Source organism: Candidatus Pseudomonas auctus (genome assembly GCF_048654275.1).
GTDB classification, from domain to species: domain Bacteria; phylum Pseudomonadota; class Gammaproteobacteria; order Pseudomonadales; family Pseudomonadaceae; genus Aquipseudomonas; species Aquipseudomonas pharyngis.
In genome coordinates this window covers 82,636-109,326 of sequence record NZ_JBJYZK010000002.1, presented here as the reverse complement: position 1 = coordinate 109,326, position 26,691 = coordinate 82,636, and the positions used below count along the sequence as shown (strand labels likewise).

Here is a 26,691-nt window from a genome sequence, read left to right as displayed (position 1 = left end):
TGCCGATCTTCCTTTCAGCCCATGACGACCATGAAGCAGACCCCCACCGATCTTGAACAGATCACCTCTACCACCCTCGGCCACTACAACTCGGTGGCCGAGGGTTTTCGTGAAGGCACCCGCGATCACGATGTCAGCCAGAACATCGACGCCCTGTTGCGGCACATCCAGGGTGACGCGCCGTTTTCCATTCTCGATTTCGGCTGCGGGCCGGGGCGGGATTTGCAGACATTCACCCGGATGGGACACGTCGCCGTCGGCCTCGACGGCGCGGAAAAATTCGCGCAGATGGCGCGGGACGACAGTGGTTGTGAAGTGTGGTGTCAGGACTTTCTGAAGCTGGATCTGCCGGCAGAACGCTTCGACGGCATCTTCGCCAATGCGGTGCTGTTTCATGTGCCGTTGCAGGAGTTGCCAAGGGTCCTGAAGCAGCTGCACGGGACATTGAAGCCGGGCGGCGTGTTGTTCAGCTCCAACCCGCACGGGGATAACCGTGAGGGCTGGAACGGGCCGCGTTATGGCTCGTATCACGATCTTGAAGCCTGGCGCGGATTGTTGACCGCTGCCGGGTTCGTGGAACTTGAGCATTACTACCGGCCGGCGGGGCTGCCGCGTGAGCAGCAGCCCTGGCTGGCGAGTGTCTGGCGCAAAGCCGTGTAGTTGGCGATGAGCGCAAGGCGCTCGCCTTACTGCGCCTCTTTCTTCGGCTCGCGAATCTTGTACCAGGCGACATACAGCGCCGGCAGAAACAGCAGCGTCAGCAGGGTTGCAATCACGATCCCGCCGATCATCGCGTAGGCCATCGGCCCCCAGAACACTTCCCGGGCGATCGGGATCATGCCCATGCTCGCCGCGGCGGCGGTCAGCAGGATCGGGCGACGTCGATGCTCGGTGGCTTCCACCACCGCATCCCACGGCGCATAGCCTTTGCGCTCGAACTCGTCGATCTGGGTCACAAGGATCACCGAGTTGCGGATGATGATGCCGATCAAGGCCAGAATCCCGAGGATCGCCACGAAGCCCATCGGCGTACCGGTCGGCACCAGCGCCAGCACCACGCCGATCAACCCCAGCGGCGCGACACTGGCCACAAGGAACAGCTTCTGCACGCTGTGCAGCTGGATCATCAGGAACGTCGCCATCAAGAACAGCATCAACGGCAGCACTTTCGCAATCGGTCCTTGGGCCTTGCCACTCTCCTCGACCGTACCGCCGGTGGCGACCTTGTAGCCAACGGGCAGTTTTTCGGCGAACGCGTCGATGGACGGCTTCAACAGTTTCACCAGGTCGGTCGGCTGAATTTCGTCACGCACCGACGCCTTGATGGTGATGGTCGGCAAGCGGTCACGACGCCACACCAGCGGCTGCTCCAGCTCATAACGAACCGTGGCGAAGGCCAGCAAGGGGATCGACGTGCCGTTGGGCGTGACGATCTGCAGGTTCTGCAGGGTTTCCGGCGTACCGCGTTCCGAACTCACCGCCCGACCGACCACGTTGATCAGGTAGATGTCGTCGTTGACCTGGGTCAGCGGCGCGCCACTGACGATGCTGTTCATCAGGTTCGCCACGTCTTCGGACGACAGCCCGAGCTGGCGCGCCTTGTCCTGGGCGATGTCGATGCGCAGGACTTTGCCCGGCTCGTTCCAGTCGTAAATGATCTCGCCGATGTGCTCGTTCTTGTCCAGTTCAGTCGCCAGGTCGATGGCGTGCTTGCGCACCTGATCAATGTCCTTGCCGCTGATCCGGTACTGGATCGGACGCCCCACCGGCGGGCCCATTTCCAGCGCCTGCACGTAGCTGCCGATGCCGACGAAATCCTTGTGCAGCCGTTCGCGCAGGCGTTGGCTCAAGGCCTCGCGGGCTTCAAAGTCTTTGCTGACGATCACCAGTTGCGCGTAGTACGGGTTCTGCAATTGCTGGTCGAGTGGCAGGTAGAAACGGATCGCGCCCTGACCGATGTAGGTGCTCCAGCGCACGATGTCCGCGTCGCCCTTGAGCGTGGCCTCGAGCTTGTCGACGGCCTTGCGGGTCTCGTCGATCGAGGCGTTTTGCGGCAGGTTGAGGTCGACCAGGATTTCCGGTCGATCCGAGGACGGGAAGAACTGATTCTGCACAAAACGCATGCAGAACACCGCCAGCACAAACAACAGCACGGTGATGCCGATGGCCCACCAGCGATTACGCATGCACCACAGCAAACCGCCGTTGAATGCACGGCCAACGCGCCCCGGTTCAGCCTCATGGGCTTTCACGTTGGTGCTGAGAATGTGCACACCGATCACCGGGGCGAAAAACACCGCAACGATCCAGGACACGATCATCGCCACGGCAATCACCGCGAACAGCGTGTAGGTGTACTCGCCGGCAGAACTGGCGTTGAGGCCGATGGGGACGAAACCGGCGACCGTCACCAGCGTACCGGTGAGCATCGGGAACGCGGTCGAGGTGTAGGCGAACGTCGCAGCCTCCTCCTTGCTCTCGCCCATTTCCAGGCGCGTGACCATCATTTCCACGGTGATCATCGCATCGTCCACCAACAGGCCGAGGGCAATGATCAGAGCGCCGAGGGAAATCCTCTGCATGGTGATGCCGCTGTATTCCATGAACACAAATACCATCGCCAGCACCAGCGGGATCGAGCACGCCACCACCAGCCCGGCGCGCACGCCGAGACTGATGAAGCTGACCACCAGCACGATCACCACCGCTTCGAACAAGGCACTGGTGAAGCCGCCAACGGCCTCCTCCACCACCACGGCCTGATCGGACACCGTGTGCACACCCACGCCAACCGGCAGATCCGCGGTCAGTTCATCGATGCGCTTGTGCAGTGCTTTGCCGAATTCCTGAACGTTGCCGCCCTTCTGCATGGCAATCGCCAGACCGATCGCCGGCTTGCCGTCGAAGCGGAATTCCGGCGTGGCCGGATCGGTGTAACCGCGAGTGATGTCGGCAACATCTGCCAGGCGATAGAAGCGGTCGTTGAGCTTGAGATTGACCTCGGCCAGGTCTTTCTCCGAAGCGAACTGGCCCGAAGTCCGCACAGAAATCCGCTCCGGGCCCGCCTCGATCACACCGGCCGGAGTCACGGCGTTCTGCGATTGCAGGCTCTGCACCACCTGACGCTGATCGATGCCCAGCGCCGCCAGTTTGCGGGTGGAGAAGTTCAGGTAAATCACTTCGTCCTGCTGGCCGATCATTTCGATCTTGCCCAGCCCCGGGACATTGCGGATCTCGGCCCGCGCCTGTTCCACGTAATCGCGCAACTGGCGCATGGTCAGGCCGTCGGCAGTGAAGGCGTACACCGAGCCGAACACGTCACCGAACTCGTCGTTGAATCCCGGCCCCTGAATACCTTGAGGAAACTGCCCGCGAATGTCGTCGATCTTCTTGCGCACCTGGTACCAGATTTCCGGAATGTCCTTGGCGCTGGTGGTATCGCGCAGGTACACGTAGACCGTCGATTCGCCGGGGCGCGTGTAGCTTTTCACATAGTCGAGGGAATCGAGTTCTTCGAGTTTTTTCTCGATGCGGTCGGTGACCTGCTTGAGGGTTTCTTCCTGGGTCGCGCCCGGCCATTTGGTCTGGATCACCATGGTCTTGATGGTGAACGACGGGTCTTCCTCGCGCCCCAGATTGAAGTAGGAGAACACCCCCATGAGCAATGCGACGAACATCAGATACCAGACGAAAGACTGATGCTTGAGGGCCCATTCGGAGAGATTGAAAGAGCCTTTCATTGACTGTCCTCGTCAAGTTTTACGGATTGTCCGGGTTTGAGACTGTTGACGCCGGCGCTGACCACGCGCTCGCCGTTCTTCACGCCACCCGCGAGCACCACGCTGCTGTCGTTACGGCTGATCACGCTGACGTCGCGCGGGTTGACGGTTTTGCTTTGGGTGTCGATGACCCAGATCCGCAGCTTGCCATCGACCTCTTGCAACGCTGTGACGGGCAATTCGATACGCGGTTTGATCGCCGAGCTGAGGGTGACGCTGATCGCCGTGCCGAGGCGGAAGCCGTCGGGCGTATTGGCCAGGGTCAATCGTGCGCGGCGGGTGCGCGTGGCACTTTGTGCCTGGGGTTCGATCTCGCGCAGGGTGGCTGTGGTGTTGATGCTCGGGTCGAGCTGCCCGGCCACCAGAAACACCACGTCGGACGGGATCTCATCGACCAGGGTGTCCGGCAGATCGATCACGGCTTCCTTGATGTCCGGTTGCGCCAGGGTCACCACCTGCTGGCCCGCCGTCACCACTTGCCCAGCCTCGGCATTCCACGCGGTGACCACCGCCTTGTGGTCCGAGCGTAGCTGGGTGTAATCGAGTTGATCCTTGCTCTGGTTGACCGCCGCCCGCGCCTGATCCAGCGAGGCTTGGGTGGTCTTCAGGTCCGTCATGGCAATGTCCAGTTGCGCCTGCGCCCCCACGCCCCGGTCGAACAGCGCTTGCTGACGGCGGGCGTTGGCCTGGGCGTTGATCAGCTGTGCCTGAACCCTGGCCAGATCGCCCTGGGCCGAACGCAGCTGGTTCTGCTGGTCGGACGGATCGAGGGTGGCGAGCAGCGTGCCCTTCTGAACCTCGGTGCCGACATCGACGTTGCGGCTGGCAATGCGCCCGCCGACACGAAAACCGGTGTTGCTTTCATAGCGTGCCTGAATGCTGCCGGCGAAACGCCCGAGGTTTTCCTCGCTCAACGCTTCGACCTTGACCGACAACACCGGCCGTACCGGCTCCGGCGGTGGCTCGCTTTTCGAACAGGCGGCCAGCAACACACCAATGGATAACAGCCCCAGACGCTTCATGGCTGTGCTCCCGGTTGCAGATCCTTGTAGGTGTTTTCGGCTATTTCGACCTTCATGCCCGGATGCAGCAACTGCCCACCCGCGACAATGACTTTTTCCCCGCCCTTGAGGCCCTCGCTGATGATGACCTTGCCGATCAGGTAGCGGCTGACGGTGACATTGTGCAACTGCGCTTCACCTTTGTCGTCGACCATCCACACCGCCGGATCGCTGACGTTCTTGGTCAGCGCCGACCACGGTAATTCAACGGCCGACTTGCCGGTGCCCTTGGCCGTGGCGCTCACCACCGAGCCCAGCTGCATCCCCTGCGGCAGGCTGTCGAGGCTGACCTTGACCTGCACCGTGCCGGACTGCGCGGACACCGCCGGGGTGATTTCGCGCACGGTGCCGGTGGTCTTGATGGCGGGGTTGTCGAGCAGGCTGACGACGATCGAACGCTCCGCCGGCCGCTCGGCCAGCAGGGATTCGTAAACGTTGAACACGGCGTCGCGGTCACCGTCCCGGGCCAGACTGAATATCGGCGCCGTGGCCTGAACCACCTGACCGACTTCGGCCTGACGCTCAGTGATGACGCCCGGCGCATCGGCGATCAGCGCGGTATAGCTCAATTGATCCTTGGCGTTGGCCAACTGCGCCTGCGCTGCGCTCAAGGCACTCTGGCTGCTGCGCAAGGCGGCCTGCGCGGAATCGTATTCGCTCTGGCTGGTGTAGCCCTTGGGCAACAGTTTCTGCTGGCGGACGAACGCGGCGGCGCTCTGTTTGACCCGCGCCTGCTCGGCCACTACCTGAGCCTGGGCGGAATCGACGTTGGTCTGCAAATCCTTCGGATCGAGCTTGGCCAGCACTTGCTTGGCCGAGACGCGGTCACCGACATCGACCATGCGCTGGATGATCTTGCCGCCGACCCGGAACGACAGTTCGGTCTGCACGCGGGCCTGAACATCGCCGGTGAGGGTCACGGCGGCGGCGTAATTGGCGGGGTTCACCTCCTGCACGAAGACCCGGGGCAGGTATTCGGCGGGGGCCTTTTTCTCGCCGCACGCGCTCAACAAAGCGAACAGACTCAGCATGACCGCTGTTTTCAATCCGGGACTCGCCATGCAGACTCCTTCCTGTGTACGAACGTGCAAGTGACGATACGACTGTGAGCTTAGAACAGGGTTCAACCTTCGTCCGGCCGATATATGCATTTCTGTGCAGGGAGTATCCTGACCCGGATTTCGGGGCACCCAGGAAGGATTTTCATGCTCAAGACCCTCGCGGTGGCCAATTACCGCTCGATCAATAAATTGGTGATTCCGCTGGGCCGTCTGAACCTGATCACCGGCCCCAACGGCAGCGGCAAATCCAACCTGTACCGGGCGCTGCGGTTGCTCGCGGAAACCGCTCAGGGCGGCGTGGTCAATGCGCTGGCCCGTGAGGGTGGTCTCGACTCGACGTTCTGGGCCGGGCCGGAAACCATCAGCCGGCGCATGCGCAACGGCGAGGTGCCGATCCAGTCCACCGTGCGCCAGGGTGTGAAACGCCTGCGCCTGGGCTTTGCCGGGGAAGATTTCAGCTATTCGATCGCCCTGGGCTTGCCGGAGCCTAGCCTTTCGTTCTTTTCCCTCGACCCGGAAATCAAAAAGGAATGCATCTGGGCCGGGCCGCTCTATCGTCCGGCCAGTCTGCTGGTGGATCGCGACGGGCCGATGATCCGCACCCGTGAGGGTCGCAGCTGGGATGTGTTGGCCCAGCACACGCCAAACTTCGACAGCCTGTTCGATCAGGTCGGCAGCCTGCGCACCTCGCCGGAGGTGTTCCAGATGCGCGAGTTCATCCGCCGCTGGCGCTTCTACGATCACTTTCGCAGTGACGCCGACGCCCCGGTGCGCCAGCCGCAACTGGGTACGCGCACGCCGGTGCTGCATCACGATGGCCGCGATCTGGCGGCTGCGTTGCAGACCATCCGCGAGATCGGCGATCCCGAGGCGTTGCAGGCGGCGATCAGCGACGCCTTTCCCGGCGCACGGCTGAACATCGCACCGCTGGCGGGCGGCCGCTTCGCCATCGAGTTCTTTCAGGAAGGGTTGTTGCGGCCGTTGTCGGCAGCGGAACTGTCGGATGGCACGTTGCGTTATCTGCTGCTGGTCGCCGCGCTGCTGACGCCACGCCCGCCGTCGCTGATGGTGCTGAACGAACCGGAAACCAGCCTGCACCCAGATCTGCTGCCGGCGCTGGCGCGCCTGATCATCCGGGTGTCGGAGCAGTGTCAGGTGTGGGTGGTGTCCCACGCCCGACGATTGATTTCGGCGTTGCAGGAAGACCCGGAATGCAATTGCATCGTGCTGGAAAAAACCCTCGGCCAGACGGGGATCGTCGGGCAGAGGGTTCTGGATGAGCCGGCGTGGAACTGGCCTGATTAGGTGTGTCAGTTGAAGAGCCCCTCACCCTAGCCCTCTCCCGGGGTGAGAGGGGACCGATCGGGGGATGCTCAAGAGTTACGCCGACCTGAAAGTGCTTCTGTGAATCCATAATCGACTCGGTGTCTCAGGTCGATGTAACTCTCAAAACACCTCGGTCGGCTCCCTCTCCCTCCGGGCGGTCCGACGTTTCGGGAGGGCTGGGGTGAGGGGTTGCTCTGCATCCTCACCGCCGACCTGTCAGGCAATCAGCCCTGCCACTTCCCACCCTCAACAATCACGCTCTCAGGCTTGGTGTCATCACTCAGCTCCTTACGCACATATTGGTCATACAGCTTGAGCAGGTATTTCTCTTCCCCCAGCTTGGCCAACTCCGCGTTCACCCAATCGCGCAATTCGATGTTGCCCTTCTTAACCGCCGGCGCAATCGGCGCTTCGGCGCCAAGTTTTTCGTCCAGCACACGGTAGCCCGGGTTCTGCTTGGCCCAGCTGAACAGCACCAGATTGTCCTGCGCGTAGGCATCGCCACGGCCGTTGGCCAGAGCTTGCAGGGACTCGGAGTTTTTCTCGAACTTCAGCAGTTTCCAGTCCGGATGGTTTTTGGTCAGCCAGATATCGGCGGTAGTGCCGGTGGTGACGATGGTGGTGCGGGTCGCCAGGTCATCCAGCTTCTTCACTTCGCTGCCCTGCGGCACCAGCGCCTGCACCGCGACCTTCAGGTTCGGGTTGGTGAATTCCACCGCTTCCTTGCGCTCCGGGGTCACGGTCATGTTGGCGAGGATCAGGTCGACCTTGTCGCTTTGCAGGAACGGAATGCGGCTCGCCGGCTCCACGGCCACGAACTCGACCTTGTTTTCGTCGCCCAGCAGATCCTTGGCGAATTGACGGCCGATATCGGTATCGAAGCCGACGTAACGCCCCGCTTCGTTGACGAAACCGAACGGCGGCTTGTCGGTGAATACGCCGACGATCAGTTTGTCGCGGGCCTTGATCTTGTCCAGGTAACCGGCCGGCGCGGTGCTTTCGCTGGCGACTTTCGGCTTGGCCGGTTCTTCGGTCTTGTTGCAGCCGGCCAGCAGCGCGAGGCTGATCAGCGGTAGTGCGAATAAGGCTTTGGCAGTTTTCATGGCAGTTCCAGTTCCTTGGTTTGAGACGTTGTGGGCGAAGTCGTTGAAGTCAGCGCTTCGACGTAGGAGAACTTCTCCAGGAACTGCTGCGCGCGTGCGGTTTGCGGGTTCGTAAAGAAAAGCTCGGGCGGGTTCTGTTCAAGGATGCGCCCGCCATCCATGAACACGATGCGATCGGCCACCGCGCGGGCGAAGGCCATTTCGTGGGTGACGATCAACAGGGTCATGCCTTCGCGGGCCAGGCCCTGAATCACTTCCAGCACTTCCTTGACCATCTCCGGATCAAGGGCGGCGGTGACTTCGTCGAAGAGCATGACCCGCGGGTTCATGCACAACGAGCGGACGATGGCGATGCGTTGCTGCTGGCCGCCGGAGAGCTGGCGCGGGAAGGCGTCGCGCTTGTCCGCCAGGCCGACGCGCGCGAGCAACGCTTCGGCTTGTTGCTGTGCTTCGCGGCGTTCGCGTTTTTGCACTTTCAGCGGGCCGAGCAGCAGGTTGTCGAGCACGCTCATGTGCGGGAACAGGTGATAACTCTGGAACACCATGCCGATCTGCTGACGCACTTCGCGCCAGTCGGTGGCCTTGTCCAGCAATTCACGGCCGGCGAATTTCAGGTGACCGCTGTGGGCGGTTTCCAGACCGTTGAGGCAGCGCAGCAAGGTGCTTTTGCCGCAGCCGCTGGGGCCGAGGATGACGATGACTTCGCCGGATTTCACTTGCAGGTCGATGCCCTTGAGCACCTGCTGTTCGCCGAAGAATTTGTTGAAACCCTGAAACTCGATCAATGCGCTCATGCTTGCGTCCAGCGCCGCTCCAGCACGCGCGAGGCGGCCGACAGCGGGTAGCAGATGAAAAAGAAAAACAGGAACAGCGCGCCGTAGATCAGCACCGATTCGTAGGTGCGCTCGATGATCTGCTGACCGACCTTGATCACATCCACCACGCCAATCAGCACCGCCAGCGAACTGGTCTTGATGATCCGCGTGTAGACGTTGATGGTCGGCGGCGTCATGCGTTTCAGCGCCTGGGGCAACAGCACGTAGCCGTAGAGCTGCGCCGCGTTCAGGCCGATCGACAGCCCCGCTTCACGCTGCCCGCGCGGCAACGAATGCAGCGCACCGCGCGCCACTTCGCCGACCTCACTGGCGCCCCACAGCGACAGCACCAGCACCGCGCACCAGAAACTCGGCAAGCTCAGGCCGAAGAAAATCGGCAGGCCGAAAAACAGCAGGTACAACCAGACCAGCACCGGGATCGCCCGGAACAGCTCCAGATAGATCCGCAGCAGCGCGTTCAGCCACGTCACGTTGAGCGTGCGCAGCACACCGTAAAGCACGCCGCCGACGGTGCTGATGGCGATGCTGAGGAACGAGATCGACAGGGTTTGCCCAGCGCCTTTGGCCAGTTGCGGCAACGACACCCAGAGCAGTTCAAGACCCGAACTGGCCATGCTGGAGCCTCCTTTCCAGACGGCTCAACAGCAGCGACAGCGGCAGGAACAGCAGCACGCAGATCAGCGTCAGCACGGCGAGCATTTCGTAGGTTTTGTAGTAGAGCGCGATGTAGCTCTTGGTGGTGTAGAGAATTTCCGGCACCGCCACGGCCGAGACCACGGTGGTCTCCTTGAGCAGAAAAATGAAATTGGCGAACAGCGACGGCAGGCTGAGGATTCCCGCCTGCGGCAGGATCACGTAGCGCAGCAACTGGCCGTGGGACAAACCGATGGAGCGACCGGACTCAAGCTGCGCCTGGGGCACCGCATCGACGCCGGCGCGCAGCACTTCGGTGAGGTAGGCGCCGCCGAGAAACGTCATGGTGATGATCGCGGCAGTGAAACCGGAAACCTTGATCCCCAGCGCCGGCAACGCGAAGTAGACGAAGAACAGCTGGATCAGCAGCGGTGTGTTGCGCGCCAGCTCCACATACAGCCCGACCAGTTTTTGCAGGTAAGGCGTGCGGAATACCAGAATCGTCGCATTGAGCAGCGCCACCAGCAGTGAGGTGCCAATGGCGATCAAACCGACCTGCAGCGTCACGCCCACGGCCTTGAGAAACGCCGGCAGGGTGCTGAGGATAAATGCGTAATCGAAGGTCATGAAACATCCTGACGCCGCTCGGTAAGCGGCGGTGGTGCAGTCCATGGACAGCGGGTAACTGTCCGGCAGGCACCGACTTTAAAGGTATAAGAAAAAGAATTTAAATACCGTTAAAGCATATTGATATCACGCAAAAAACTATCCTGCGGGTTTGCCCCGACAGAATAAGAAGGCTATTTTTCCTTTCGCTGTAGGACGGATCTTTTTTTCATGAAAGCCCTCCAAGGACGAACAGCTTTTGGCCAGACTCCCCGGCCGAACTCATAACAAGGAAGAGAACATGGACGTAAAAGTGCCGCAGCGACCGGACCCGCAGGATTTCGTGAAATGGCTGGTGGCTTTGCGCAGGGCGCTGAAAACCGGAATGGCCTGAGATCAAGAGCCCCCTCACCCCAGCCCTCTCCCGGAGGGAGAGGGAGCCGACCGAGGTGTCTCGCGTTATACATCGACCTGAAAGTTCGCGTCGATTATGGATTCGGTACAACACTTTCAGGTCGGCGTAATTCCCAAGCATCCCACGGTCAGTCCCCTCTCCCCCCGGGAGAGGGTTAGGGTGAGGGGGCTTTTGAAGCACACACAAAAACGCCGATGACCATCGCTGGTCATCGGCGTTTTTTTTCAACCTTGAAGGGGGTTGCTGCTGCGTCGGATCAGAACGCCGGCAGTACCGCGCCGTTGTACTTCTTCTCGATGAACGCTTTGACTTCAGGGCTGGTCAGGGCAGCGGCCAGTTTCTTGATGGCGTCGCTGTTCTTGTTGTCTTCACGGGCAACCAGGAAGTTCACGTAAGGCGAATCCGCGCCTTCGATCACCAGGGCGTCCTTGGTCGGGTTCAGCTTGGCTTCCAGCGCGTAGTTGGTGTTGATCATGTCCAGGTCGACTTCTTTCAGAACACGCGGCAGCAGGGCCGACTCCAGTTCCTTGAACTTGAAGTTGTGCGGGTTCTTGGCGATGTCTTTCGGCGTGGCCAGGGCGTTCTTCGGATCTTTCAGTTCGATCAGGCCAGCCTTCTGCAGCAGGATCAGAGCGCGACCGCTGTTGCTGCCTTCGTTCGGAATGGCGATGGTGGCGCCGTCCGGCAGTTCAGCCAGGGTCTTGTACTTGCTCGAGTAGCCACCGAACGGTTCAACGTGCACGCCTTGCACGGTCACCAGGTACTTGGCCTTGTCATCCTTGTATTTGCCGGCGTTGAAGCTGTCCAGGTAAGGCTTGGTCTGGAAGTAGTTGGCGTCCAGACGCTTCTCGCCCACCTGTACGTTCGGCTGTACGTAGTCGGTGAAGACCTTGATTTCCAGATCCACGCCTTCTTTGGCGAGGGTCGGCTTGATCAGCTCGAGGATTTCGGCGTGCGGCACCGGCGTCGCGGCAACCACCAGTTTCTCGCCGGCCTGGGCCAGGGAAGCAGTCAGAGCAGCCGCCAATGCGGTAAACAACAGAACCTTTTTCATGCAGTGTCCTTATCGAAAATCGGTCGTCATCGACGACGGCATTAATACGTGTGCCAGCGATGTGCTACTGCTGGCGTGAAGCGGACAATACCGGGATTTTTTATTCCCGGACAATAACGTTTATTCAGCTTCATATTCCATTTTGTTCATGTTGAACAAAATGGTTACAACGCCTCGCTCAGGCTCAACAGCAATTCTTTCAATGCCTTACGTTCGTCGGCAGTGCCGTTGAGGCTCACGCTCGCCACCTGACGTTCGATCTGAACCAGCGGCCCAGACACCTCGGGCAGGTTCAGGTGCTCCGGCAGGATTTCGTCGCCGGTGCTCACCAGCAGCGCAAAGTGAATGACGTTTTCCAGCTCCCGGGTATTGCCCGGCCAGCTGTGTTGTTCCAGCACCTGCTGCGCCGCTTCGCTGATCAGCGGCACCGGCAGATCCAGACGCTGGCTGTAGATGCCGAGGAAGTACTCGGCCAGCGACAGAATGTCGCCGACCCGCGCACGCAATGCCGGCAGTTCCAGATGCCCTTCGCTGAGATAGTGATAAAGCCGCTCGTGGAATTTCCCCGCCGCCACCGCTTGGGCCAGATCGATGCTGGTCGCCGCAACCAGGCGCACGTCCACCGGGCTTGGTTGATGCGCACCGACGCGGGTGACTTCGTGGTTTTCCAGGGCGGAAAGCAATTTGATCTGGATCGGCAGCGGCAGGTCGCCGATCTCGTCCAGGTACAAGGTGCCGCCGTTGGCCGATCCGAACCAGCCGGCGCGACTGCTGGCCGAACCGCTGTAGCTGCCGGCGGCGTAGCCGAACAACTCCGCATCGGCGTAGGTCGGGCTGATCGCCCCGCAATTGACCGAGACAAACAAGCCGCTGCGATCACTGGCGCGGTGAATGTGGCGGGCGAGCAATTCCTTGCCGGTGCCGGTCTCGCCGCGAATCAACACCGAGATCGAGCGCGGTGCGAGTTGGGCCATTTCTTCGCGCAACTGGCGCGAGCGTGGATCGACGAACACCAGCGCCTTGGCGCGGATGCTCAGGGGACTTTTTTCCGCATCGGGAAAGGTCAGCAACGGCTGGCCAAAGGTTTCAAAACTCATGGCAGACTCCCGCCCCAAATCGCCGGGAGACGGGGGCGTTGAAAAAATAAAAGTGATCAGGCACGGCGCCGGGCGTGGTGTTCCATGCGGTTTTGCAGGCGATACAGATAAGCGAATCCCTGCTCCCAGCGTTGATGTCCGGACTTCACGTTGATATGGCCGGCGCCGGCGAGAATCCCCGCCTCGGCGCCCCAGTTGCGCGCGAGCTCCAGCGCACGCGGCGCACTGACGGCGGCGTCGTTGTCGGAGCTGACGACCTGGCTCGGGAAGGGCAGCAGATCGGTCGGGATCGGCGCGAAATTGCGCAGCGCCGGCACGCAGGCCGGGCGCTCGACATCTGCCGGCGCCACCAGCAATGCCCCGCGCACTTGACGCAAATGATGCAGCGGCGCGGTGGCCGCCCAGTGCGCCACGGTGATGCAACCCAGGCTGTGCGCGATCAGAATCACCGGCGAGCTGTCGGCGGCAATCGCCTCGGCCAGCGCCGCGACCCAGTCTTCACGACGCGGCGTCAGCCAGTCGGCCTGCTCCACCCGCGCGCTGTTGGGCAGGCTGTTCTGCCAGTGGGTTTGCCAATGATCTTCTGGCGATCCTTGCCAGCCCGGCACAATCAGATAGCGGATTGATTCGTTGCGCATGGGGGAGCTCTCCTGCGTCGTGTCTGTTCCTGAACGAGTATAGGGATGGGATTTATATTCGTTAAGGAATAAGAAGCTATTTATTAAGACCTGAAAAGCATATTAAGCAAGAGACAAAAAAGGGGCCGCACCCTGCCAAGGAGACGGCCCCGGAAAAACGTGAAACCCTTATCGTGCAGTGATCACCGACAGCTTGGTGATGCCCGCCCGCTCAATCGAAGCCATGGCTCTCGCCACTTCGCCGTAATTCACCCCGTCGTCGGCCTGCAATTGCACGCGCACTTCCGGGTCCTTGGCCTTGGCCGATTTGAGGTTGAACTCCAGCAGATCCGGCTGGATTTCGTCCTTGTTGATAAACAGTTTTCCCGCACCGTCGATGCTCACCACCAACGGGTCTTTCTGCTCGACCGGCGCCACCGCTTCGGTCTTCGGCAGGTTGATCGGTATCGCGTTGGTCAAAAGCGGCGCGGTGACGATGAACACCACCAGCAGCACCAGCATCACGTCCACCAGCGGCGTCACGTTGATCTCGCTCAGCACCTCGTCGCTGTCTTGCGTGGAGAAGGCCATATCAGGACGCCTCCTTCACTTTTGTTGCGTTGCCCTGGGCCGCAGCCTTGTGCGCGGTCGGGTGGATCAGCACGCGGAACGAGCTTTTTTGCGCCAGGCTGTAGAAGTCGTGGGCAAAGTCGTCCAGGTCCGCCGCCGTCAGTTTCAGACGACGCAAAAAGTAGTTGTAAACCAGCACCGCCGGCACCGCGACCGCGATCCCCACACCAGTGGCGACCAGCGCTGCACCGATCGGTCCTGCGACCGTTTCCAGGCTCGCCGAGCCCGCCGCGCTGATGCCTTTCAACGCTTCCATGATTCCCCACACCGTGCCGAACAGACCAATGAACGGCGAGGTGCTGCCAATACTCGCGACCACCGCCAGACCGGTTTCCAGCGAACGCCGCTCGCGAACGATCTGCTGACGCAAGGCACGTTCGAGGCGATCCTGATGGTTGATCGCCTGGCTCAGGTCATTGGCCTGCGGCGCCTCGCCCACTTGTATCGCCGCATAACCGGCCTGTGCCACCCGCGCTGCCGCGCCGGGCTGGGTTTCGCTCAACTCGGCGGCGGAGTCCAGACTCGACGCCGCCCAGAAGCGCTTGTGAAATTTGCGGTCCTGCGCCTTCAACCGGCCGAACTGCACAGCCTTGAGCAATGCCAGGCCCCAGGTAGCGACAGAGAAGACCACCAGCAGCCAGATCACCGCGCTTTCGATGGATTCCAGTGGAGATGCCAGTAACGTCATGATGTGTTCCCTCGTGTAAACGTTTAGCGCGAAATTGGTTTCGGTTTAATGAATCTTGAAATCGATGGGTACGCTGACCCAGCCGTCCTGGGCGACATCACCCTGCTTGGCCGGCACGAAGCTCCAGCGCTTCACGGCGTCCAGCGCCGCGTCGTCGAGTTGTTGCCGGCCACTGCTTTTCTGAATCTGGATCTCGCCCGGTTTGCCGCTGGCCAACACGTGCACCCGCAGCAACACCGTGCCTTCCCAACCGCGACGCTGGGCCAGCGACGGATATTCCGGCGCCGGGTTCTTCAGGTACGCGGCGTTGGCCGAGGCCGGCGTCACCGGAGCAGGCGCCGGTGGTGCAGGTGGCGCTGGCGCGGCGACCGGGGCGGCCGGTTGTGGCGGCGCCGGTGGTTGCTCGACCGCTTTTGGCGCAGGTTTCGGTACGGGTTTGGCCACCGGTTTCGGTTTGGGGATCGGCTTCGGCTTCGGTGGCGGCTTGGTTGCCAATTCGTCTTCCACCGGCGGCGGAGGCTCGACCACAGGCGCCGGTGGCGGCGGCACAACTACAGGTGGTGCCGGTGGCGCCGGGCGCGAAAACTCGATGGTCATCGGTGGAATTTCCGGCGGCACGATCGGCAGCGCCGGCGTCGGATGCCGGTTGATCCAGTAGATCACCGCGCCGTGCACCACCAGCGCCAGAACGCCGAGCAGAATCGTTTCGCGGCGGCTCAGAATGCCCTTGGGGGCGCGCTGCAAACGCAGCTGCCCCAACGGCACGCGATGGGGCCGGCCGAGATCGACCAACTCGCCGCTCGGCGCCTGGCGCCACAGCACCTCCTGTGCGCTGGCGGCGGTCTGGACATTGCCCATTGATTTACTCCCTGCGGTCTCTTTGCGTTTTTTTCGCTTAGCCGATTCGCCGCTTGTTGAATCCCCCACGGCGTGATCGATGGGTCAATCATTGGGCCAGCGGCTTATCTCCGAAAGTAATCTTTCATGTTATGAATAGACGTTTATGGAATATATGAAACAGTCATTTCCGCCAAAGCCACGGCCCGCAAGGCTTCCAGCGATTCACCGAAATCGACATGCTTTCCCGGCATAAAAAGTATTCATCCAAGGCATCGGGTTATCGATGACCCGGGATCCAGTGACAACTAATTCCAAGGTGATAGTTGACGGACTTTTTAAAAGGCCAACAAAAAGGCCGATGCATGTTTAATGCATCGGCCTTCGATTTACGGAATTTCTTATTGCTTCAGAAACTCACCACCCAAGTTCACAACTTCACCATCGAAGTTCACGCGGGAGCCGGTAGCCCGGAGTTTCGCGTAGTTGTGATCAGGCGAAAACAGCGTCCAGGTCTGATAACCACTATTTCCGTTCTGAGCCAGCACCGCGATTGTGGTCGGGTTGCCGGTACTGTTCTGGAAGTGATAGTTCCCGTAACGGATGTCGTAATTCACGCCACCCTGGCTGAGGGTGCCGCTGAAGCTGCCATTGGAATCATTACCGTCGGTGATAACCAGCTTGGCGCCAGAGTTGGCATTTACATAAGTGCCATTAATGCTCGACATAACGAGATTTCCTTTATCGTTGGATAAGTGTCTTCCGATGAGAGCAAGTTTCCTCCTGGAAACTCACGACACTCAGGATGGTTGGACATTCATTTATTGTCCACGCGATTTTTCAACGAAATTGCTATATGCACTATTCATGTCGCTCATAACTTATTTCGATTCGGAAGACTCTTAATAACTAACGACTGGCATTGATTTGTTGCACACCAATGGCCGGCGCAACCACTGCCGTTTCCGAGCGCGGCGTTCCTGCCGGCACCCAGTCATAACTTACAGGAAGGGCTCGATAGACCCAGTTGCTGATCGCGTCGCTGCCCGGTGCCTTGCCCAGATAAGGGCTGACGTATTCCCAGACATTTTCACCGCTGGCCGTCACCTGGAAAAACCGCCCGTTCATGCCTTCATCGATCAGCGTGTTTCCGTTGGGCAAGCGCCGTGCGCTGCTGATGAACGAGCTGTAGAACGCCCACCCCGGCTGCTTCGAATTCGCCGCGCTGTACTGCCAGACGATTTCATTCTTCACCGGGTCGATCTCCAGCACCCGCGAACCGGAAATCAGCCCCAGCGTGACGTTCGGGTACCCCGCCGAACCCTGGTTGTCGAACACCAGCAAATTGCCCGCGCCGGGCAGTCCGGCCGGGATGATGTGCGCGTCATGCTGGCCGACGAACTGGTCCACCGGGCGCGGGATTTTCTGCGCGGTTTTCGGATTGGCCAGCGGCAGATTCGGCCCCAGACGCCAGACCACCTTGCCGCTGTGTTTGTCGATGATCGCGATGAAGTTGGCGTTGCGCGAATCGATCAGCAGGTTGTCCGGGTTGAAGCGCTTATCGCCGGCATCGAACCACTTGTTCGGCCCGACCAGGCTGAGGTTGTTGATGTGCAGGTAATCCGGATTTTCACTGGCGCGAACCAGCTTCAACTGCTCGGCGGTGAAGCCGAATTCGTTCAAGTGATCCGACGCCAGCCACTGCCATTTCACCTCGCCGGCGGGGCTGACTTCATAGATCGCATCGTCAATCACCTCGGGCACTTTGAAGCCTTTGACCTGGTGCACCTTGTTCGCCAGCACCACGGTGTTGCCGTTGCTCAGGCGACGCTGATCGTGATGCTGTTGCGCCGCCCCACCGGGGGCCTTGTCGCCCCACTGCCAGACGACTTTGCCATTCCAGTCCAGTTCACCGACGCTCTGATTGCCGAGGCCGTTACCGGCGGAGCCGAGCTTGCCCGGATCCTTTTCGCTCAGTTGCAGCAACACATGGCCGCGCTCGCCCCCGACCAGTTGCGGGTCGATGATCGCCGACGGGAAACCCGACTGCGGCCAGTTCTTCACCTCGTTGCCGTTCATGTCGATCAGGTGCGTCTGCTTGTCGGCACCGCTGAAGATCACATATTGATTGAAGGCCTTGGCCGGGTCGTAACGGGTGACGCCGGTGGGGTAGACGCTGGGCGCGGCGAGTGCCCCGGCACTGAGCACTGCGCCGGACAACAACACCGGTAAAGCGGTTTTGATGCGCAACATGATGCAGCTCCTTGAAGGGTCGATCAGAAGTCGTAGCGACCGGTGACGCCGAGGGTGCGCGGCGTGCCGAGCAGACCTTCATAGCCGCCGTTGCCACCGGTCCACAGGGTCGTGTAGTAGGTTTTGTCGAAGGCGTTTTTCAGCCACAGCGAGACATCCCACTGACCCTGATTGAAATCGCCGCGCAGGCCGGTGGAGAGATTGACCACTGCGTAACTCGGGATCTGGCCGTAGTCGGAATCTTCGACCGTGCCCACCGCTTTGGAGCGGAACGCGTAGCTGCCGGTGACGTAAGGTTGCAGACCGTTATCCAGATTCCATTCGTACTTGCCGTTGGCATTGCCGATCCATTTCGAGGCGCCGACCACCTGATGGCCGCTGAGGTCGCAAGAGGCCGGAGCACCCGGTGCCTGGCTGACTTCAGGTGGGCACGGCGCGTCCTTGTAGGAGAGATAGCTGACGTCGTTGTACGAGCCGTTGAAGTTCAGCGTCAGGCCGCGCAGCGGGATCAGGGTGCTTTCGAATTCCACCCCGCGCGAGCGCACCGAGCCGGCGTTGGTCAGGTATTGCACACGGTTGACGTCGTCGTAGGCGTTGGTCTGGTAGGCGTTGACCTGAGTCCAGAACACGTTGGCGTTGAGCTGCAAACGCCGATCCCACAGCGTGCTCTTGAAGCCGAGTTCGGCGTTATTGGCGCGCTCGGTGCCGATCAGCAAAGAGTCGGCGCCGGCGGTCGGTGCCGAACCCACCACGAGGTTGACTCCGCCGGATTTCTCGCCGTGAGACAACGTGGCGTAGCCGAGCAGATCGTCGGTGAAGCGATAGCTGAGGTTGAGCAATCCGGACGGGCTGGAGCTGTACTGATTCAGGTCGCCGGAATCGTAGGCGCCGGTGCGGCCGCGTCGCGCGGTGGCGGCGGCACCCGTGACAGCGGCGCCACCGACCGGCGCATCACGATTGACCCAGGCGTTCTTCTCTTCATAAGTGCCACGCACCCCGGCGGTGAAATCCAGACGTGGGGTCAGGTGCCAGGTGCCTTGGGCGAACAACGCGAAACTGTCGGTCTTGATATGGCCACGGCCGACGCTGTTGACGTTGGCCAGCGCGCCCCGTGGCGTGCCGTTCCAGATGTCTGCCTGCGGGCCGTAATAGGCGAAGGATTTGTTGTCCAGATCCGAGCCGAAGTAATAAGCGCCGAGGACGTAATCGAAGAACTCGCCCTTGGGCGATGCCAGACGAAATTCCTGGGAGTACTGCTTGTCTTCCACCGACACCCCGGCGTTGTAGGTCGCCGGCACATTGAGGCCATCGTCGTTGCGCGGGGTGAAATTCCAGAAACGGTAGGAGCTGACCGAGGTCAGGGTGAAGTCGCTCGGCAGGGTCCAGTTGGCCTCCACCGATGTGCCGCCCTGATGGACGGTGACGTGCTGGTCGTTGTCCAGATTGACCTTGCGGTGCGAGCCGTTGACCAGCGTCGCGCCGGCAGCGGCGGCGCGGGCCGAGTAGAGATTGACGCCATTGATGGTCGGCCCGGTGTTGTACAGCACGCGGGTGCCGGCGCTGGAATCCTCTTCGTTGTAATCACCGATCCAGCGCAGGTTGAAATTCTCGTTGGGCTTGAACAGCAGTTGCGCCCGGAAGCCGTCGCGGGAGCCGCCATTCAAATCATGGCCGTTGAATTCGTTCTTGATGTCACCGTCGCTGCGGGTGCGATAGGCAGAGATGCGTCCGGCCAACTGATCGTTGAGCGGCCCGGAAAGCGTGCCCTTGGTCTGGAAATAACCGTCCTCGCCGACCGACGTCTCGATGCTGCGCTCCGGGGTAAAACTCGGCGCACGGGTGCTGATATTGATCACCCCGGCGGTGGTGTTCTTGCCGAACAACGTACCCTGCGGCCCGCGCAGGACTTCAAGTTGTTCGATGTCCATCAGGTCGAACACCGCCATCCCCGGGCGACCCAGATAAACGTTGTCGATGTACAGCCCGACGCTGCCTTCCAGACCATCGCTGGCCGGGTTGTTGCCCAGGCCCCGGATCGACACGCTGGACTGGCGCGCATGCATGTAGGCGACGTTGACGCTGGGCACCAGTTGCTGCAGATCCTGAATCCGGTAGACCCTTTGCGTCTCCAGAGTCTGGCCGCTGACCACGCTCATGGGCGTCGGCACGTCCTGAGAACTTTCTTCGCGGCGGCGGGTGGTGACGGTCACGGTTTCCAGTTGCGACGTGGCGGTCGCGGTCTTGCCTGTCGGTGCCGGCGCGGGAGTTTCTGTCTCAGCGGCGTAGCCGTGAGTCCAACTGGCACTCCCCGCCAGCAACAGGGCCAGAGGCAGACGTTTGAGCCGTCGTGGCGGCGGCGGTGAAGCGAGGTTCAACGGACTCATGGGACTGCTCCTGGTCAAAAGACACGCAGACATCTTCCGTGCCGCATATTCTTTTAAGTTATTTATTTATGTTTTTACAAAGATTTACTGCATAAGAGATTGCCTTTATAAGGAGTCGACCTAATGCATATCCAATGCATTTCCCGGATATTTTTTATGTGAAAAATGCATATCGACTTGCGCCAACTCAGACACTTCATCGCCCTTGCCGAACAACGCAGCTTCGTCGCCGGCGCGCAGGCGGTGAACCTGTCGCAGTCGGCGTTCAGCCGCAGCATTCAGGCGCTGGAGCACAGCGTCGGTTGCCAGTTGGTGGATCGCGGGCGCAAGGAATTGCCGCCGACCAAACAGGGCCAAGTGCTGCTTGAACACGCGCGGCGACTGGTCAGCGGCGCGCAGCAGATGGCCAACGAGATCAGCCAGTTCAACGGGCTGGAGGCGGGGGAATTGCGCTTCGGTTGTGGCCCGGCACCGGCAGCGGGATTGATCCCGCGCGCGATCGGCAGCTTCATCGGCCGCTACCCGAAAGCGCGGGTGCATTACCAGGTCGATGACTGGCAGAGCCTGAGCAAGCGACTGCTGAGCGAGGAGTTCGAATTCTTCGTCGCCGACACTCGGCACTTCGAGGCGGACCCGGATTATCTGACCCACCGCTTGCGACCACGCAAATGGCATTTCTGCTGCCGCGCCGGGCATCCGCTGGCCGCATCGGATCGGGTCACGGCCGAGCAATTGATGAGTTATCCACTGGCCGTCAGCATTCGCCCGCCGAATCTGCGCAAGGTCATCGTCGACCTCAGTGGCCGCCCGGATTTCATTCCGAATGTGGAGTGCGAGAACAGCGCCAGCCTGCTCGGCGTGGTGTTGCGCTCCGATGCGATCGGCATCGTTGGCGCCTATTCGGATGCACTGCATCAGGCCCGGGGTGAGTTGGTGTGTTTGAAGGTCGAAGGGTTGGCGGATGATCTGGAGGAGCTTTACACCCGTTATGGAATCGTCAGCCGCGCCGGGTATCGGTTATCACCGTTGGCCGAGGCGATGATCGAGCAGATCAAGGCGATTGATGCGGTGGATGAAGAAGTGTGTTCACTGGAGAATTTTGCCGTCTGACACTCCGCCTTCGCGAGCAAGCCCGCTCCCACATTTGAAACGCGTACTCCTGTGGGAGCGGGCTTGCTCGCGAAGAGGCCTGTGCAGGCGCCGATGCATTTCCTGCATGAAACCCATTCCCCGAATGCACTTGCCGAACACCCTCGCCGAAAGCGAAAAACCTCGCCTGTCTTCCTGACTGGTGAACCCCATGTCCAACCCGCAAAACCCCGTGCGCAATGTGCTGTACATCATGTGCGATCAACTGCGCCGCGATTACCTGTCCTGCTACGGCCACCCGCACCTGCACACCCCGAACATCGATCGCTTGGCTGCGGCCGGCGTGCGCTTTAGCCGTGCCTACACCCAAGGCACGATTTGTGGGCCGTCGCGGATGTCGGCCTACACCGGGCGCTATGTCAGCAGTCATCAAGTGGCGTGGAACGCCGTGCCGCTGCCGCTTGAAGAACTGACCATCGGCGATTACCTGAGACCCCACGGCATTCGTACTGCGCTGGTCGGCAAGACCCACGCCACGGCTAACGTGGATGCCTTGCAGCGGTTGTCGATCAACCCGGAAAGCGCCCAGGCCGAAGTGCTGAACGAAGTCGGCTTCGAGCCGTACTTTCGTCACGACGGCATCTTTCCCGACGACCCGCTGTTCGATGACAAACGCGAATCCGCGCCATACACCCACTACCTGCGCGAGCAGGGTTTCGAAGGGCGTAACCCCTGGCATGACTGGGCCAACGCGGCCGAAGGGGACAACGGAGAAATCCTCAGCGGCTGGAAAATGCGCAATGCCCATTTGCCGGCGCGAATTCCCGAGCAACATTCAGAGACTGTCTACACTACAAATCGGGCCATCGACTTCATCGGTGAGCAAGGTGAAAAACCGTGGTTTTTGCACCTGTCCTATATCAAACCCCACTGGCCCTACATCGTACCGGCGCCGTACCACACCTTGTACAGTACGAAATCGATTCTCAAACCGGTACGTAATGCCTCTCCAAGCGACCACCCGGTCTATCAGGCCTTTTGCCAGCATGAGGAAAGCCTGAATTTCTCCAAAGATCCGGTACGACTGAACGTGATCCCGACGTACATGGGCCTGGTCAAACAGGTCGATGATCAGTTGGGGCGGCTGTTCGATTTCCTGCAAAGCAACGGCCGCTGGGAGGACACGCTGATCGTGTTCACCAGCGATCACGGCGACTTCCTGGGCGATCACTGGCTGGGCGAGAAGGAGTTTTTGCTGGAACAAGCGGTGGGCGTGCCATTGATCGTGCGCGACCCGCGTGCGGCAGCGGATGTCACACGGGGCACGGTGGATGAACGCCTGGCGGAAACCATCGACGGCGTGCCGACCTTTCTCGAAGCGCTGGGCGTGACGGGGGCGGAGCATCGCCTGGAAGGTCGCTCGCTGATTCCACTGCTGCATGGTGAAAACCCTGACTGGCGTCGCTATGCGATCAGCGAATACGACTACGCCTTCCAGGCCCCGGCACGGGAACGACTGAGCCAGCCGATCGACCGTTGCCGCATGACCATGGTGCGCAGCGAGCGCTGGAAATACCTGGCGTATGACGGCTTCCGACCGCAGCTTTTTGATCTGTTGAATGACCCGCAGGAGCTGCAGGATCTGGGCGCGGACCCGGCGTATGCGGCGGTGCGCGAGGAGCATGCGGGGTATCTGTTCGAATGGGTGCGCGGGTTGAAGCGCCGCACGACGATCAGTCATCAGGAGATTGATTTGCGCGGGCAGCGGTTTCGCTATGGCGAACCCGAGACCGAGAAGCTCGTTCAGATTGGCGTTTGGTAGAGATCAAGCGAAGGCAAGAGCAAGAGCCCCCTCACCCTAACCCTCTCCCGGAGGGAGAGGGAACCGATCGCGGGATATTGATGATTTACGCTGACCTGTATGAGCTTTGCTGAATCCATAATCGACTTGATCCTTCAGGTCGACGTATAGCGCCAGACACCTCGGTCAGCTCCCTCTCCCTCCGGGAGAGGGCGGGGGGTGAGGGGCTTTTGATCTTCTGCTCTTACTCACGCCCTTTGATGGTCTGGCTACGCTGCCCATTCGCCCCGACCGGTACTTCGCCTTTGAGCGTCACCCGACGCACCACACGATCCTGAGTGCCGTAATCATCAATCGCATAATGCTGCGTCGAACGGTTATCCCAGATCGCCACATCACCGGCCTTCCAGCGCCAGCGCACGACGTTCTCCTGGCGGATCACATGGCTCTGCAGCAAGCCGAACAGGTGCGCCGAATCGGCCTGGGAATAGCCCTTGATGCGTTTGACGAAATGCCCCAGCAGCAGGCTCTTTTCGCCGCTGATCGGGTGCACACGCACCACCGGGTGCTCGGTCTCGTAGACGGTCGAGGTGAAGATCTTGCGATAGCGCTCGAGCTTCTCCGCCGACACGTCCGGCTTCACGGCGGCGTAGTCGTATTCGTTGCTGTGCACAGCCACCAGTTTGTCCGCCAGCTCGCGCAACTCGGTCGGCAGTTCGTTGTACGCGGTCGCGGTGTTCGCCCACAGGGTGTCGCCGCCGAACGCCGGGGCCACCACCGAGCGCAGGATCGAGGCTTTCGGGTAGGCATCGACGAAGGTTACGTCGGTGTGCCAGGAGTTGGCGCGCTGCCCTTCGGCGCCGTCGAGTTCCAGCAGATAACGGGTGCCCTCGCGGGACGGCACGGTCGGATGCGCTACGGGCTCGCCGAGCAGATGCGCGAAGGCTTCCTGACGTTGATCGTCGAGCTGGGTCTGCTCGCGAAAGAACACCACCTTGTACTGGATCAGCGCCTGTTGAATGGCTTCAACCGTCGCGGCATCCAGCTCACCGGACAGCTGCACGCCACGGATTTCGGCGCCGATACGACCGGCCACCGGATGAATGTCCAGCGTGTGGACAGCGGGTTTTACAGCGAGTGCGGCATTGCTCATGGGTAGACCCTCATCGACTGCTTGCGGTTGGACGGCAGCGAAACAACGCTCTATCTATATTCCATTTACATCTAATAGATATTCACATGCTTCGTTGACGGAATAAGAGCTTGCATTTAAAACCTCAAGCAACCTCGTCGCAAATGCCTTCGAGCTATTTTTAGGATGCCGGAAAAGCATATGGATCTTCGCCAGTTGCGCTACTTCATCGCCCTCAACGAACACCGCAGTTTTGTCCGCGCGGCCGACGCCATGGGCATCACTCAACCGGCGTTCAGCCGCAGCATTCAAGGGCTGGAGCAGGAGTTCGGCTGCGTGCTGGTGGATCGCGGCAACAAGGATCTGCGCCCCACGCCCGAAGGCCAGGTGGTGCTGCAACACGCCCTGACCCTGGTGCAAGGCGCGGCATTGCTCAGCGCCGAGGTGACGCAGATGACCAAGCTCGATGCCGGCGAACTGCACTTCGGTTGCGGCCCGGCGCCGGCGGTGAAACTGGTGCCGGACGCGGTGGCGCAATTCATCAATGCGCACCCGAAAGTACGTACCTGCTTTCAGGTGGATAACTGGGAAAAGCTCAGCCGCGCCCTGAGCCGCGAGGAGATCGAATTCTTTATCGCCGACATTCGCCATTTCGAGTCCGACCCGAACTTCCAGACCCAGCCGCTGACGCCCAAGCGCGGGGTGTTTTTCTGCCGGCCGGGGCATCCGCTGCTGGCCAAGGAAAGCCTGTCGACCAACGACATGTTCGACTATCCGCTGGCGACCACGCTGATCCCGCCGGGCATTCGCAAATTGCTGGCGAATCTCAGCGGACGGATCGACTTTTCGCCGACCATCGAGACCGAGCACTTTCCGGCGCTGGTGAAAGTGGTGCTGCAATCCAACGCGATCGGCGTCGGTACTGAAGAGGCGTTCGTCGAGGATATTGCCCAGGGCTCGCTGGCGCTGCTGCACTGGCGCAATCTGCCGCAGAACCTGGAGAGCATGAATGCGCGGTGCGGGATTGTGAGCCGGACGGGATTCCGGCTGTCGCCGGCAGCGCGGGCGATGATTGAGACGTTGGAGGCAGTGGATAAACAGGAAATCAGCGTCGCGGTTTGAGGTCGTCATCGCCAGCAGGCTGGCTCCCACATGAAATGCATCCAATTGTGGGAGCCAGCCTGCTGGCGATGAGGTCTGTTCTGGCGCTAAAAATTCAAAGCTTCGCAGCCGCCAGCTCTGGCGCCACCCACTCGTTGACCTTGAACGGCTTGCGAATCAGCTTCTGCTGCGCCGCCAGGTCCACCTTGCCCTGCAGGTTCTGAAGGAACAGCGGATCCAGTGTCGACGGGAACACTTCGCTCAGGTTCTGATCCTTCAGATCCTGGGTGAGGATCACCGGTGGATAGCTCGCCAGCCCCGACACAAGCTGCACATAGGCGTCCTTGTTGCTGTCCTGCGTCAACCACTCCACTGCCTGTTGCTGCGCCTTGAGCAGTTTTGCCACGGCTTCCGGATGCCCATCGACAAACTTGCCAGTCCCCACCAGCACCGACTGCACACTGCCGGCGCCGCCAAGGTCTTTGGTGTTAAGCGGCAACTCGGCCAGGCCTTTGGCCTGCAACGCGGTCAGCCCGGAACTGCCCCACGACGCATCGATCTGCTTCGCCGCCAGCGCCGCTACCGCTGCGTTGAAATCGAGGTTGATCACCTTCACGTCCTTCTCGCTCAAACCGACGCTGGCCAGCGCCGCATCGAACGACAACTGGGTCGCAGTTCCCCGGAAGATCGCTACGCGCTTGCCTTTGAGATCCTGCAGCGTCTTGATCCCCGAGCCCGGCACCACGCCGAGATATTGCTTAACACCCCGAGCGCTGGCGCTGAGCAGGCGCGTATCCAGTCCGTTGGACTTGCCGATGATGGCCGCCAGATCTCCGAGATAGGCCAGATCCACTTGGCCATTGGCGAACGCTTCGTTGATCACCGGTCCAGCGCCCTTGAAGAAGCTCCACTGAATCTTGATGCCTTGATCGGCGAAGGCCTTTTCGAAGATCTGCTGATCGCGCAGCACGTCCACGATGCCCCCGCCGCTGTGTTGAGTACCCGCGCTCAGATCAGGCACGGCAATCCTGATTTCCTTGAGCTCGTCGGCCTGGGCAGAGAACGCCAGCAGACCCGCCAGCGCCGGCGCGGCAAACAGACTGATGACACGTTTGAAGGGAAGGTTCATGGGTACGGCTCCTGATCACGACGGGCGTTGAGGAGCCGAAAGTAGGCACATTCCGTATC

The 26,691-nt window shown here is 60.8% G+C and carries 23 protein-coding genes; 5 read left to right on the top strand and 18 right to left on the bottom strand.

The annotated features are described in order from the left end of the window. The first annotated feature begins 30 nt into the window (after window positions 1–30). Window positions 31–660, top strand: coding sequence for a class I SAM-dependent methyltransferase (locus ACKUG4_RS04050; protein WP_445433510.1), 630 nt, complete (start codon window positions 31–33; stop codon window positions 658–660). Between the two features lie 26 nt (window positions 661–686). On the opposite strand, the gene ACKUG4_RS04045 is transcribed toward ACKUG4_RS04050, so the two are convergent. Genes ACKUG4_RS04045 through ACKUG4_RS04035 form a run of 3 tightly spaced genes read right to left on the bottom strand, consistent with a single transcriptional unit; the run spans window position 687 to window position 5,901 of the window. Further along, a complete protein-coding gene (locus tag ACKUG4_RS04045; RefSeq protein ID WP_085611215.1) occupies window positions 687–3,740 on the bottom strand; it encodes an efflux RND transporter permease subunit in 3,054 nt (1,017 codons plus the stop codon). Beyond that, complete coding sequence (locus ACKUG4_RS04040) at window positions 3,737–4,801, bottom strand: efflux RND transporter periplasmic adaptor subunit (protein ID WP_445433509.1); 1,065 nt, start codon at window positions 4,799–4,801, stop codon at window positions 3,737–3,739. Before ACKUG4_RS04040 ends, ACKUG4_RS04045 begins: the two co-directional genes overlap by 4 nt. Further along, window positions 4,798–5,901, bottom strand: coding sequence for an efflux RND transporter periplasmic adaptor subunit (locus ACKUG4_RS04035; protein ID WP_011331936.1), 1,104 nt, complete (start codon window positions 5,899–5,901; stop codon window positions 4,798–4,800). Before ACKUG4_RS04035 ends, ACKUG4_RS04040 begins: the two co-directional genes overlap by 4 nt. A gap of 144 nt (window positions 5,902–6,045) precedes the next feature. On the opposite strand from ACKUG4_RS04035, the gene ACKUG4_RS04030 reads away from it, so the two are divergent. Continuing rightward, window positions 6,046–7,206: an AAA family ATPase gene (locus tag ACKUG4_RS04030; RefSeq protein ID WP_085647930.1), complete on the top strand. Its 1,161-nt coding sequence runs from the start codon at window positions 6,046–6,048 to the stop codon at window positions 7,204–7,206. Between the two features lie 245 nt (window positions 7,207–7,451). Here ACKUG4_RS04030 and ACKUG4_RS04025 read toward each other — a convergent pair whose 3' ends face one another. The 13 genes from ACKUG4_RS04025 to ACKUG4_RS03965 form a co-directional block, all read right to left on the bottom strand. After that, window positions 7,452–8,330: a transporter substrate-binding domain-containing protein gene (locus ACKUG4_RS04025; RefSeq protein ID WP_011331934.1), complete on the bottom strand. Its 879-nt coding sequence runs from the start codon at window positions 8,328–8,330 to the stop codon at window positions 7,452–7,454. After that, entirely contained in the window at window positions 8,327–9,124 is a 798-nt protein-coding gene (locus ACKUG4_RS04020) for an amino acid ABC transporter ATP-binding protein (protein WP_064592683.1), read from the bottom strand. The genes ACKUG4_RS04025 and ACKUG4_RS04020 overlap by 4 nt, the downstream gene beginning before the upstream one ends. Next, a complete protein-coding gene (locus ACKUG4_RS04015) occupies window positions 9,121–9,780 on the bottom strand; it encodes an amino acid ABC transporter permease (RefSeq protein ID WP_007952770.1) in 660 nt (219 codons plus the stop codon). Before ACKUG4_RS04015 ends, ACKUG4_RS04020 begins: the two co-directional genes overlap by 4 nt. Continuing rightward, window positions 9,761–10,426, bottom strand: coding sequence for an amino acid ABC transporter permease (locus ACKUG4_RS04010; RefSeq protein ID WP_007918712.1), 666 nt, complete (start codon window positions 10,424–10,426; stop codon window positions 9,761–9,763). Before ACKUG4_RS04010 ends, ACKUG4_RS04015 begins: the two co-directional genes overlap by 20 nt. 650 nt (window positions 10,427–11,076) lie before the next feature. Beyond that, complete coding sequence (locus ACKUG4_RS04005) at window positions 11,077–11,874, bottom strand: MetQ/NlpA family ABC transporter substrate-binding protein (RefSeq protein WP_011331930.1); 798 nt, start codon at window positions 11,872–11,874, stop codon at window positions 11,077–11,079. A gap of 164 nt (window positions 11,875–12,038) precedes the next feature. Beyond that, window positions 12,039–12,971 (bottom strand): sigma 54-interacting transcriptional regulator, encoded by a 933-nt coding sequence (locus tag ACKUG4_RS04000; protein WP_064592681.1) that lies wholly within the window; start codon window positions 12,969–12,971, stop codon window positions 12,039–12,041. Between the two features lie 56 nt (window positions 12,972–13,027). Beyond that, window positions 13,028–13,609, bottom strand: a complete 582-nt coding sequence (locus ACKUG4_RS03995) for an alpha/beta hydrolase (RefSeq protein WP_007952774.1) — start codon at window positions 13,607–13,609, stop codon at window positions 13,028–13,030. 168 nt (window positions 13,610–13,777) lie between these two features. Further along, entirely contained in the window at window positions 13,778–14,179 is a 402-nt protein-coding gene (locus tag ACKUG4_RS03990) for an ExbD/TolR family protein (protein WP_003220570.1), read from the bottom strand. 1 nt (window position 14,180) lies between these two features. Next, a complete protein-coding gene (locus tag ACKUG4_RS03985) occupies window positions 14,181–14,906 on the bottom strand; it encodes a MotA/TolQ/ExbB proton channel family protein (RefSeq protein ID WP_011331927.1) in 726 nt (241 codons plus the stop codon). A gap of 45 nt (window positions 14,907–14,951) precedes the next feature. Then, on the bottom strand, window positions 14,952–15,764 hold the full coding sequence (locus tag ACKUG4_RS03980) for an energy transducer TonB (protein ID WP_236188818.1): 813 nt from the start codon (window positions 15,762–15,764) through the stop codon (window positions 14,952–14,954). Window positions 15,765–16,144: 380 nt separating this feature from the next. Next, window positions 16,145–16,471: a hypothetical protein gene (locus ACKUG4_RS03975; protein ID WP_039764506.1), complete on the bottom strand. Its 327-nt coding sequence runs from the start codon at window positions 16,469–16,471 to the stop codon at window positions 16,145–16,147. A gap of 181 nt (window positions 16,472–16,652) precedes the next feature. Beyond that, the gene (locus tag ACKUG4_RS03970) at window positions 16,653–17,996 is read right to left on the bottom strand and encodes an aryl-sulfate sulfotransferase (RefSeq protein WP_445433508.1); all 1,344 of its coding nucleotides are present in this window, start codon (window positions 17,994–17,996) and stop codon (window positions 16,653–16,655) included. A gap of 23 nt (window positions 17,997–18,019) precedes the next feature. Next, on the bottom strand, window positions 18,020–20,380 hold the full coding sequence (locus tag ACKUG4_RS03965; protein ID WP_074689406.1) for a TonB-dependent receptor: 2,361 nt from the start codon (window positions 20,378–20,380) through the stop codon (window positions 18,020–18,022). A gap of 165 nt (window positions 20,381–20,545) precedes the next feature. Between ACKUG4_RS03965 and ACKUG4_RS03960 the strand changes: the two genes are divergently transcribed. Together ACKUG4_RS03960 and ACKUG4_RS03955 are read left to right on the top strand one after the other, a co-directional pair. Then, window positions 20,546–21,490: a LysR family transcriptional regulator gene (locus tag ACKUG4_RS03960; protein ID WP_236188822.1), complete on the top strand. Its 945-nt coding sequence runs from the start codon at window positions 20,546–20,548 to the stop codon at window positions 21,488–21,490. A gap of 190 nt (window positions 21,491–21,680) precedes the next feature. Next, window positions 21,681–23,291, top strand: coding sequence for an alkaline phosphatase family protein (locus ACKUG4_RS03955; protein ID WP_445433507.1), 1,611 nt, complete (start codon window positions 21,681–21,683; stop codon window positions 23,289–23,291). Window positions 23,292–23,514: 223 nt separating this feature from the next. Here the strand turns inward: ACKUG4_RS03955 and ACKUG4_RS03950 are convergent, their stop codons facing one another. Then, window positions 23,515–24,423, bottom strand: coding sequence for a TauD/TfdA dioxygenase family protein (locus ACKUG4_RS03950; protein ID WP_074689402.1), 909 nt, complete (start codon window positions 24,421–24,423; stop codon window positions 23,515–23,517). Window positions 24,424–24,603: 180 nt separating this feature from the next. Here ACKUG4_RS03950 and ACKUG4_RS03945 point away from each other — a divergent pair, with 180 nt between their 5' ends. Then, window positions 24,604–25,524, top strand: coding sequence for a LysR family transcriptional regulator (locus ACKUG4_RS03945; protein WP_445433506.1), 921 nt, complete (start codon window positions 24,604–24,606; stop codon window positions 25,522–25,524). 94 nt (window positions 25,525–25,618) lie between these two features. Here the strand turns inward: ACKUG4_RS03945 and ACKUG4_RS03940 are convergent, their stop codons facing one another. After that, window positions 25,619–26,632 (bottom strand): ABC transporter substrate-binding protein, encoded by a 1,014-nt coding sequence (locus ACKUG4_RS03940; protein WP_085647921.1) that lies wholly within the window; start codon window positions 26,630–26,632, stop codon window positions 25,619–25,621. Between the last annotated feature and the right edge of the window lie 59 nt (window positions 26,633–26,691).

Bases quoted from the DNA above. Each gene is read 5' to 3' on its own strand.
- ACKUG4_RS03965 (WP_074689406.1), bottom strand. From the start codon at position 20,380: ATGAGTCCGTTGAACCTCGCTTCACCGCCGCCGCCACGACGGCTCAAA.
- ACKUG4_RS04015 (WP_007952770.1), bottom strand. From the start codon at position 9,780: ATGGCCAGTTCGGGTCTTGAACTGCTCTGGGTGTCGTTGCCGCAACTG.
- ACKUG4_RS04030 (WP_085647930.1), top strand. From the start codon at position 6,046: ATGCTCAAGACCCTCGCGGTGGCCAATTACCGCTCGATCAATAAATTG.
- ACKUG4_RS04025 (WP_011331934.1), bottom strand. From the start codon at position 8,330: ATGAAAACTGCCAAAGCCTTATTCGCACTACCGCTGATCAGCCTCGCG.
- ACKUG4_RS04005 (WP_011331930.1), bottom strand. From the start codon at position 11,874: ATGAAAAAGGTTCTGTTGTTTACCGCATTGGCGGCTGCTCTGACTGCT.
- ACKUG4_RS04045 (WP_085611215.1), bottom strand. From the start codon at position 3,740: ATGAAAGGCTCTTTCAATCTCTCCGAATGGGCCCTCAAGCATCAGTCT.
- ACKUG4_RS03995 (WP_007952774.1), bottom strand. From the start codon at position 13,609: ATGCGCAACGAATCAATCCGCTATCTGATTGTGCCGGGCTGGCAAGGA.
- ACKUG4_RS04050 (WP_445433510.1), top strand. From the start codon at position 31: ATGAAGCAGACCCCCACCGATCTTGAACAGATCACCTCTACCACCCTC.
- ACKUG4_RS03990 (WP_003220570.1), bottom strand. From the start codon at position 14,179: ATGGCCTTCTCCACGCAAGACAGCGACGAGGTGCTGAGCGAGATCAAC.
- ACKUG4_RS03970 (WP_445433508.1), bottom strand. From the start codon at position 17,996: ATGTTGCGCATCAAAACCGCTTTACCGGTGTTGTTGTCCGGCGCAGTG.
- ACKUG4_RS03985 (WP_011331927.1), bottom strand. From the start codon at position 14,906: ATGACGTTACTGGCATCTCCACTGGAATCCATCGAAAGCGCGGTGATC.
- ACKUG4_RS04035 (WP_011331936.1), bottom strand. From the start codon at position 5,901: ATGGCGAGTCCCGGATTGAAAACAGCGGTCATGCTGAGTCTGTTCGCT.
- ACKUG4_RS03980 (WP_236188818.1), bottom strand. From the start codon at position 15,764: ATGGGCAATGTCCAGACCGCCGCCAGCGCACAGGAGGTGCTGTGGCGC.
- ACKUG4_RS04010 (WP_007918712.1), bottom strand. From the start codon at position 10,426: ATGACCTTCGATTACGCATTTATCCTCAGCACCCTGCCGGCGTTTCTC.
- ACKUG4_RS03960 (WP_236188822.1), top strand. From the start codon at position 20,546: ATGCATATCGACTTGCGCCAACTCAGACACTTCATCGCCCTTGCCGAA.
- ACKUG4_RS04020 (WP_064592683.1), bottom strand. From the start codon at position 9,124: ATGAGCGCATTGATCGAGTTTCAGGGTTTCAACAAATTCTTCGGCGAA.
- ACKUG4_RS04000 (WP_064592681.1), bottom strand. From the start codon at position 12,971: ATGAGTTTTGAAACCTTTGGCCAGCCGTTGCTGACCTTTCCCGATGCG.
- ACKUG4_RS03950 (WP_074689402.1), bottom strand. From the start codon at position 24,423: ATGAGCAATGCCGCACTCGCTGTAAAACCCGCTGTCCACACGCTGGAC.
- ACKUG4_RS04040 (WP_445433509.1), bottom strand. From the start codon at position 4,801: ATGAAGCGTCTGGGGCTGTTATCCATTGGTGTGTTGCTGGCCGCCTGT.
- ACKUG4_RS03955 (WP_445433507.1), top strand. From the start codon at position 21,681: ATGTCCAACCCGCAAAACCCCGTGCGCAATGTGCTGTACATCATGTGC.
- ACKUG4_RS03945 (WP_445433506.1), top strand. From the start codon at position 24,604: ATGGATCTTCGCCAGTTGCGCTACTTCATCGCCCTCAACGAACACCGC.
- ACKUG4_RS03940 (WP_085647921.1), bottom strand. From the start codon at position 26,632: ATGAACCTTCCCTTCAAACGTGTCATCAGTCTGTTTGCCGCGCCGGCG.
- ACKUG4_RS03975 (WP_039764506.1), bottom strand. From the start codon at position 16,471: ATGTCGAGCATTAATGGCACTTATGTAAATGCCAACTCTGGCGCCAAG.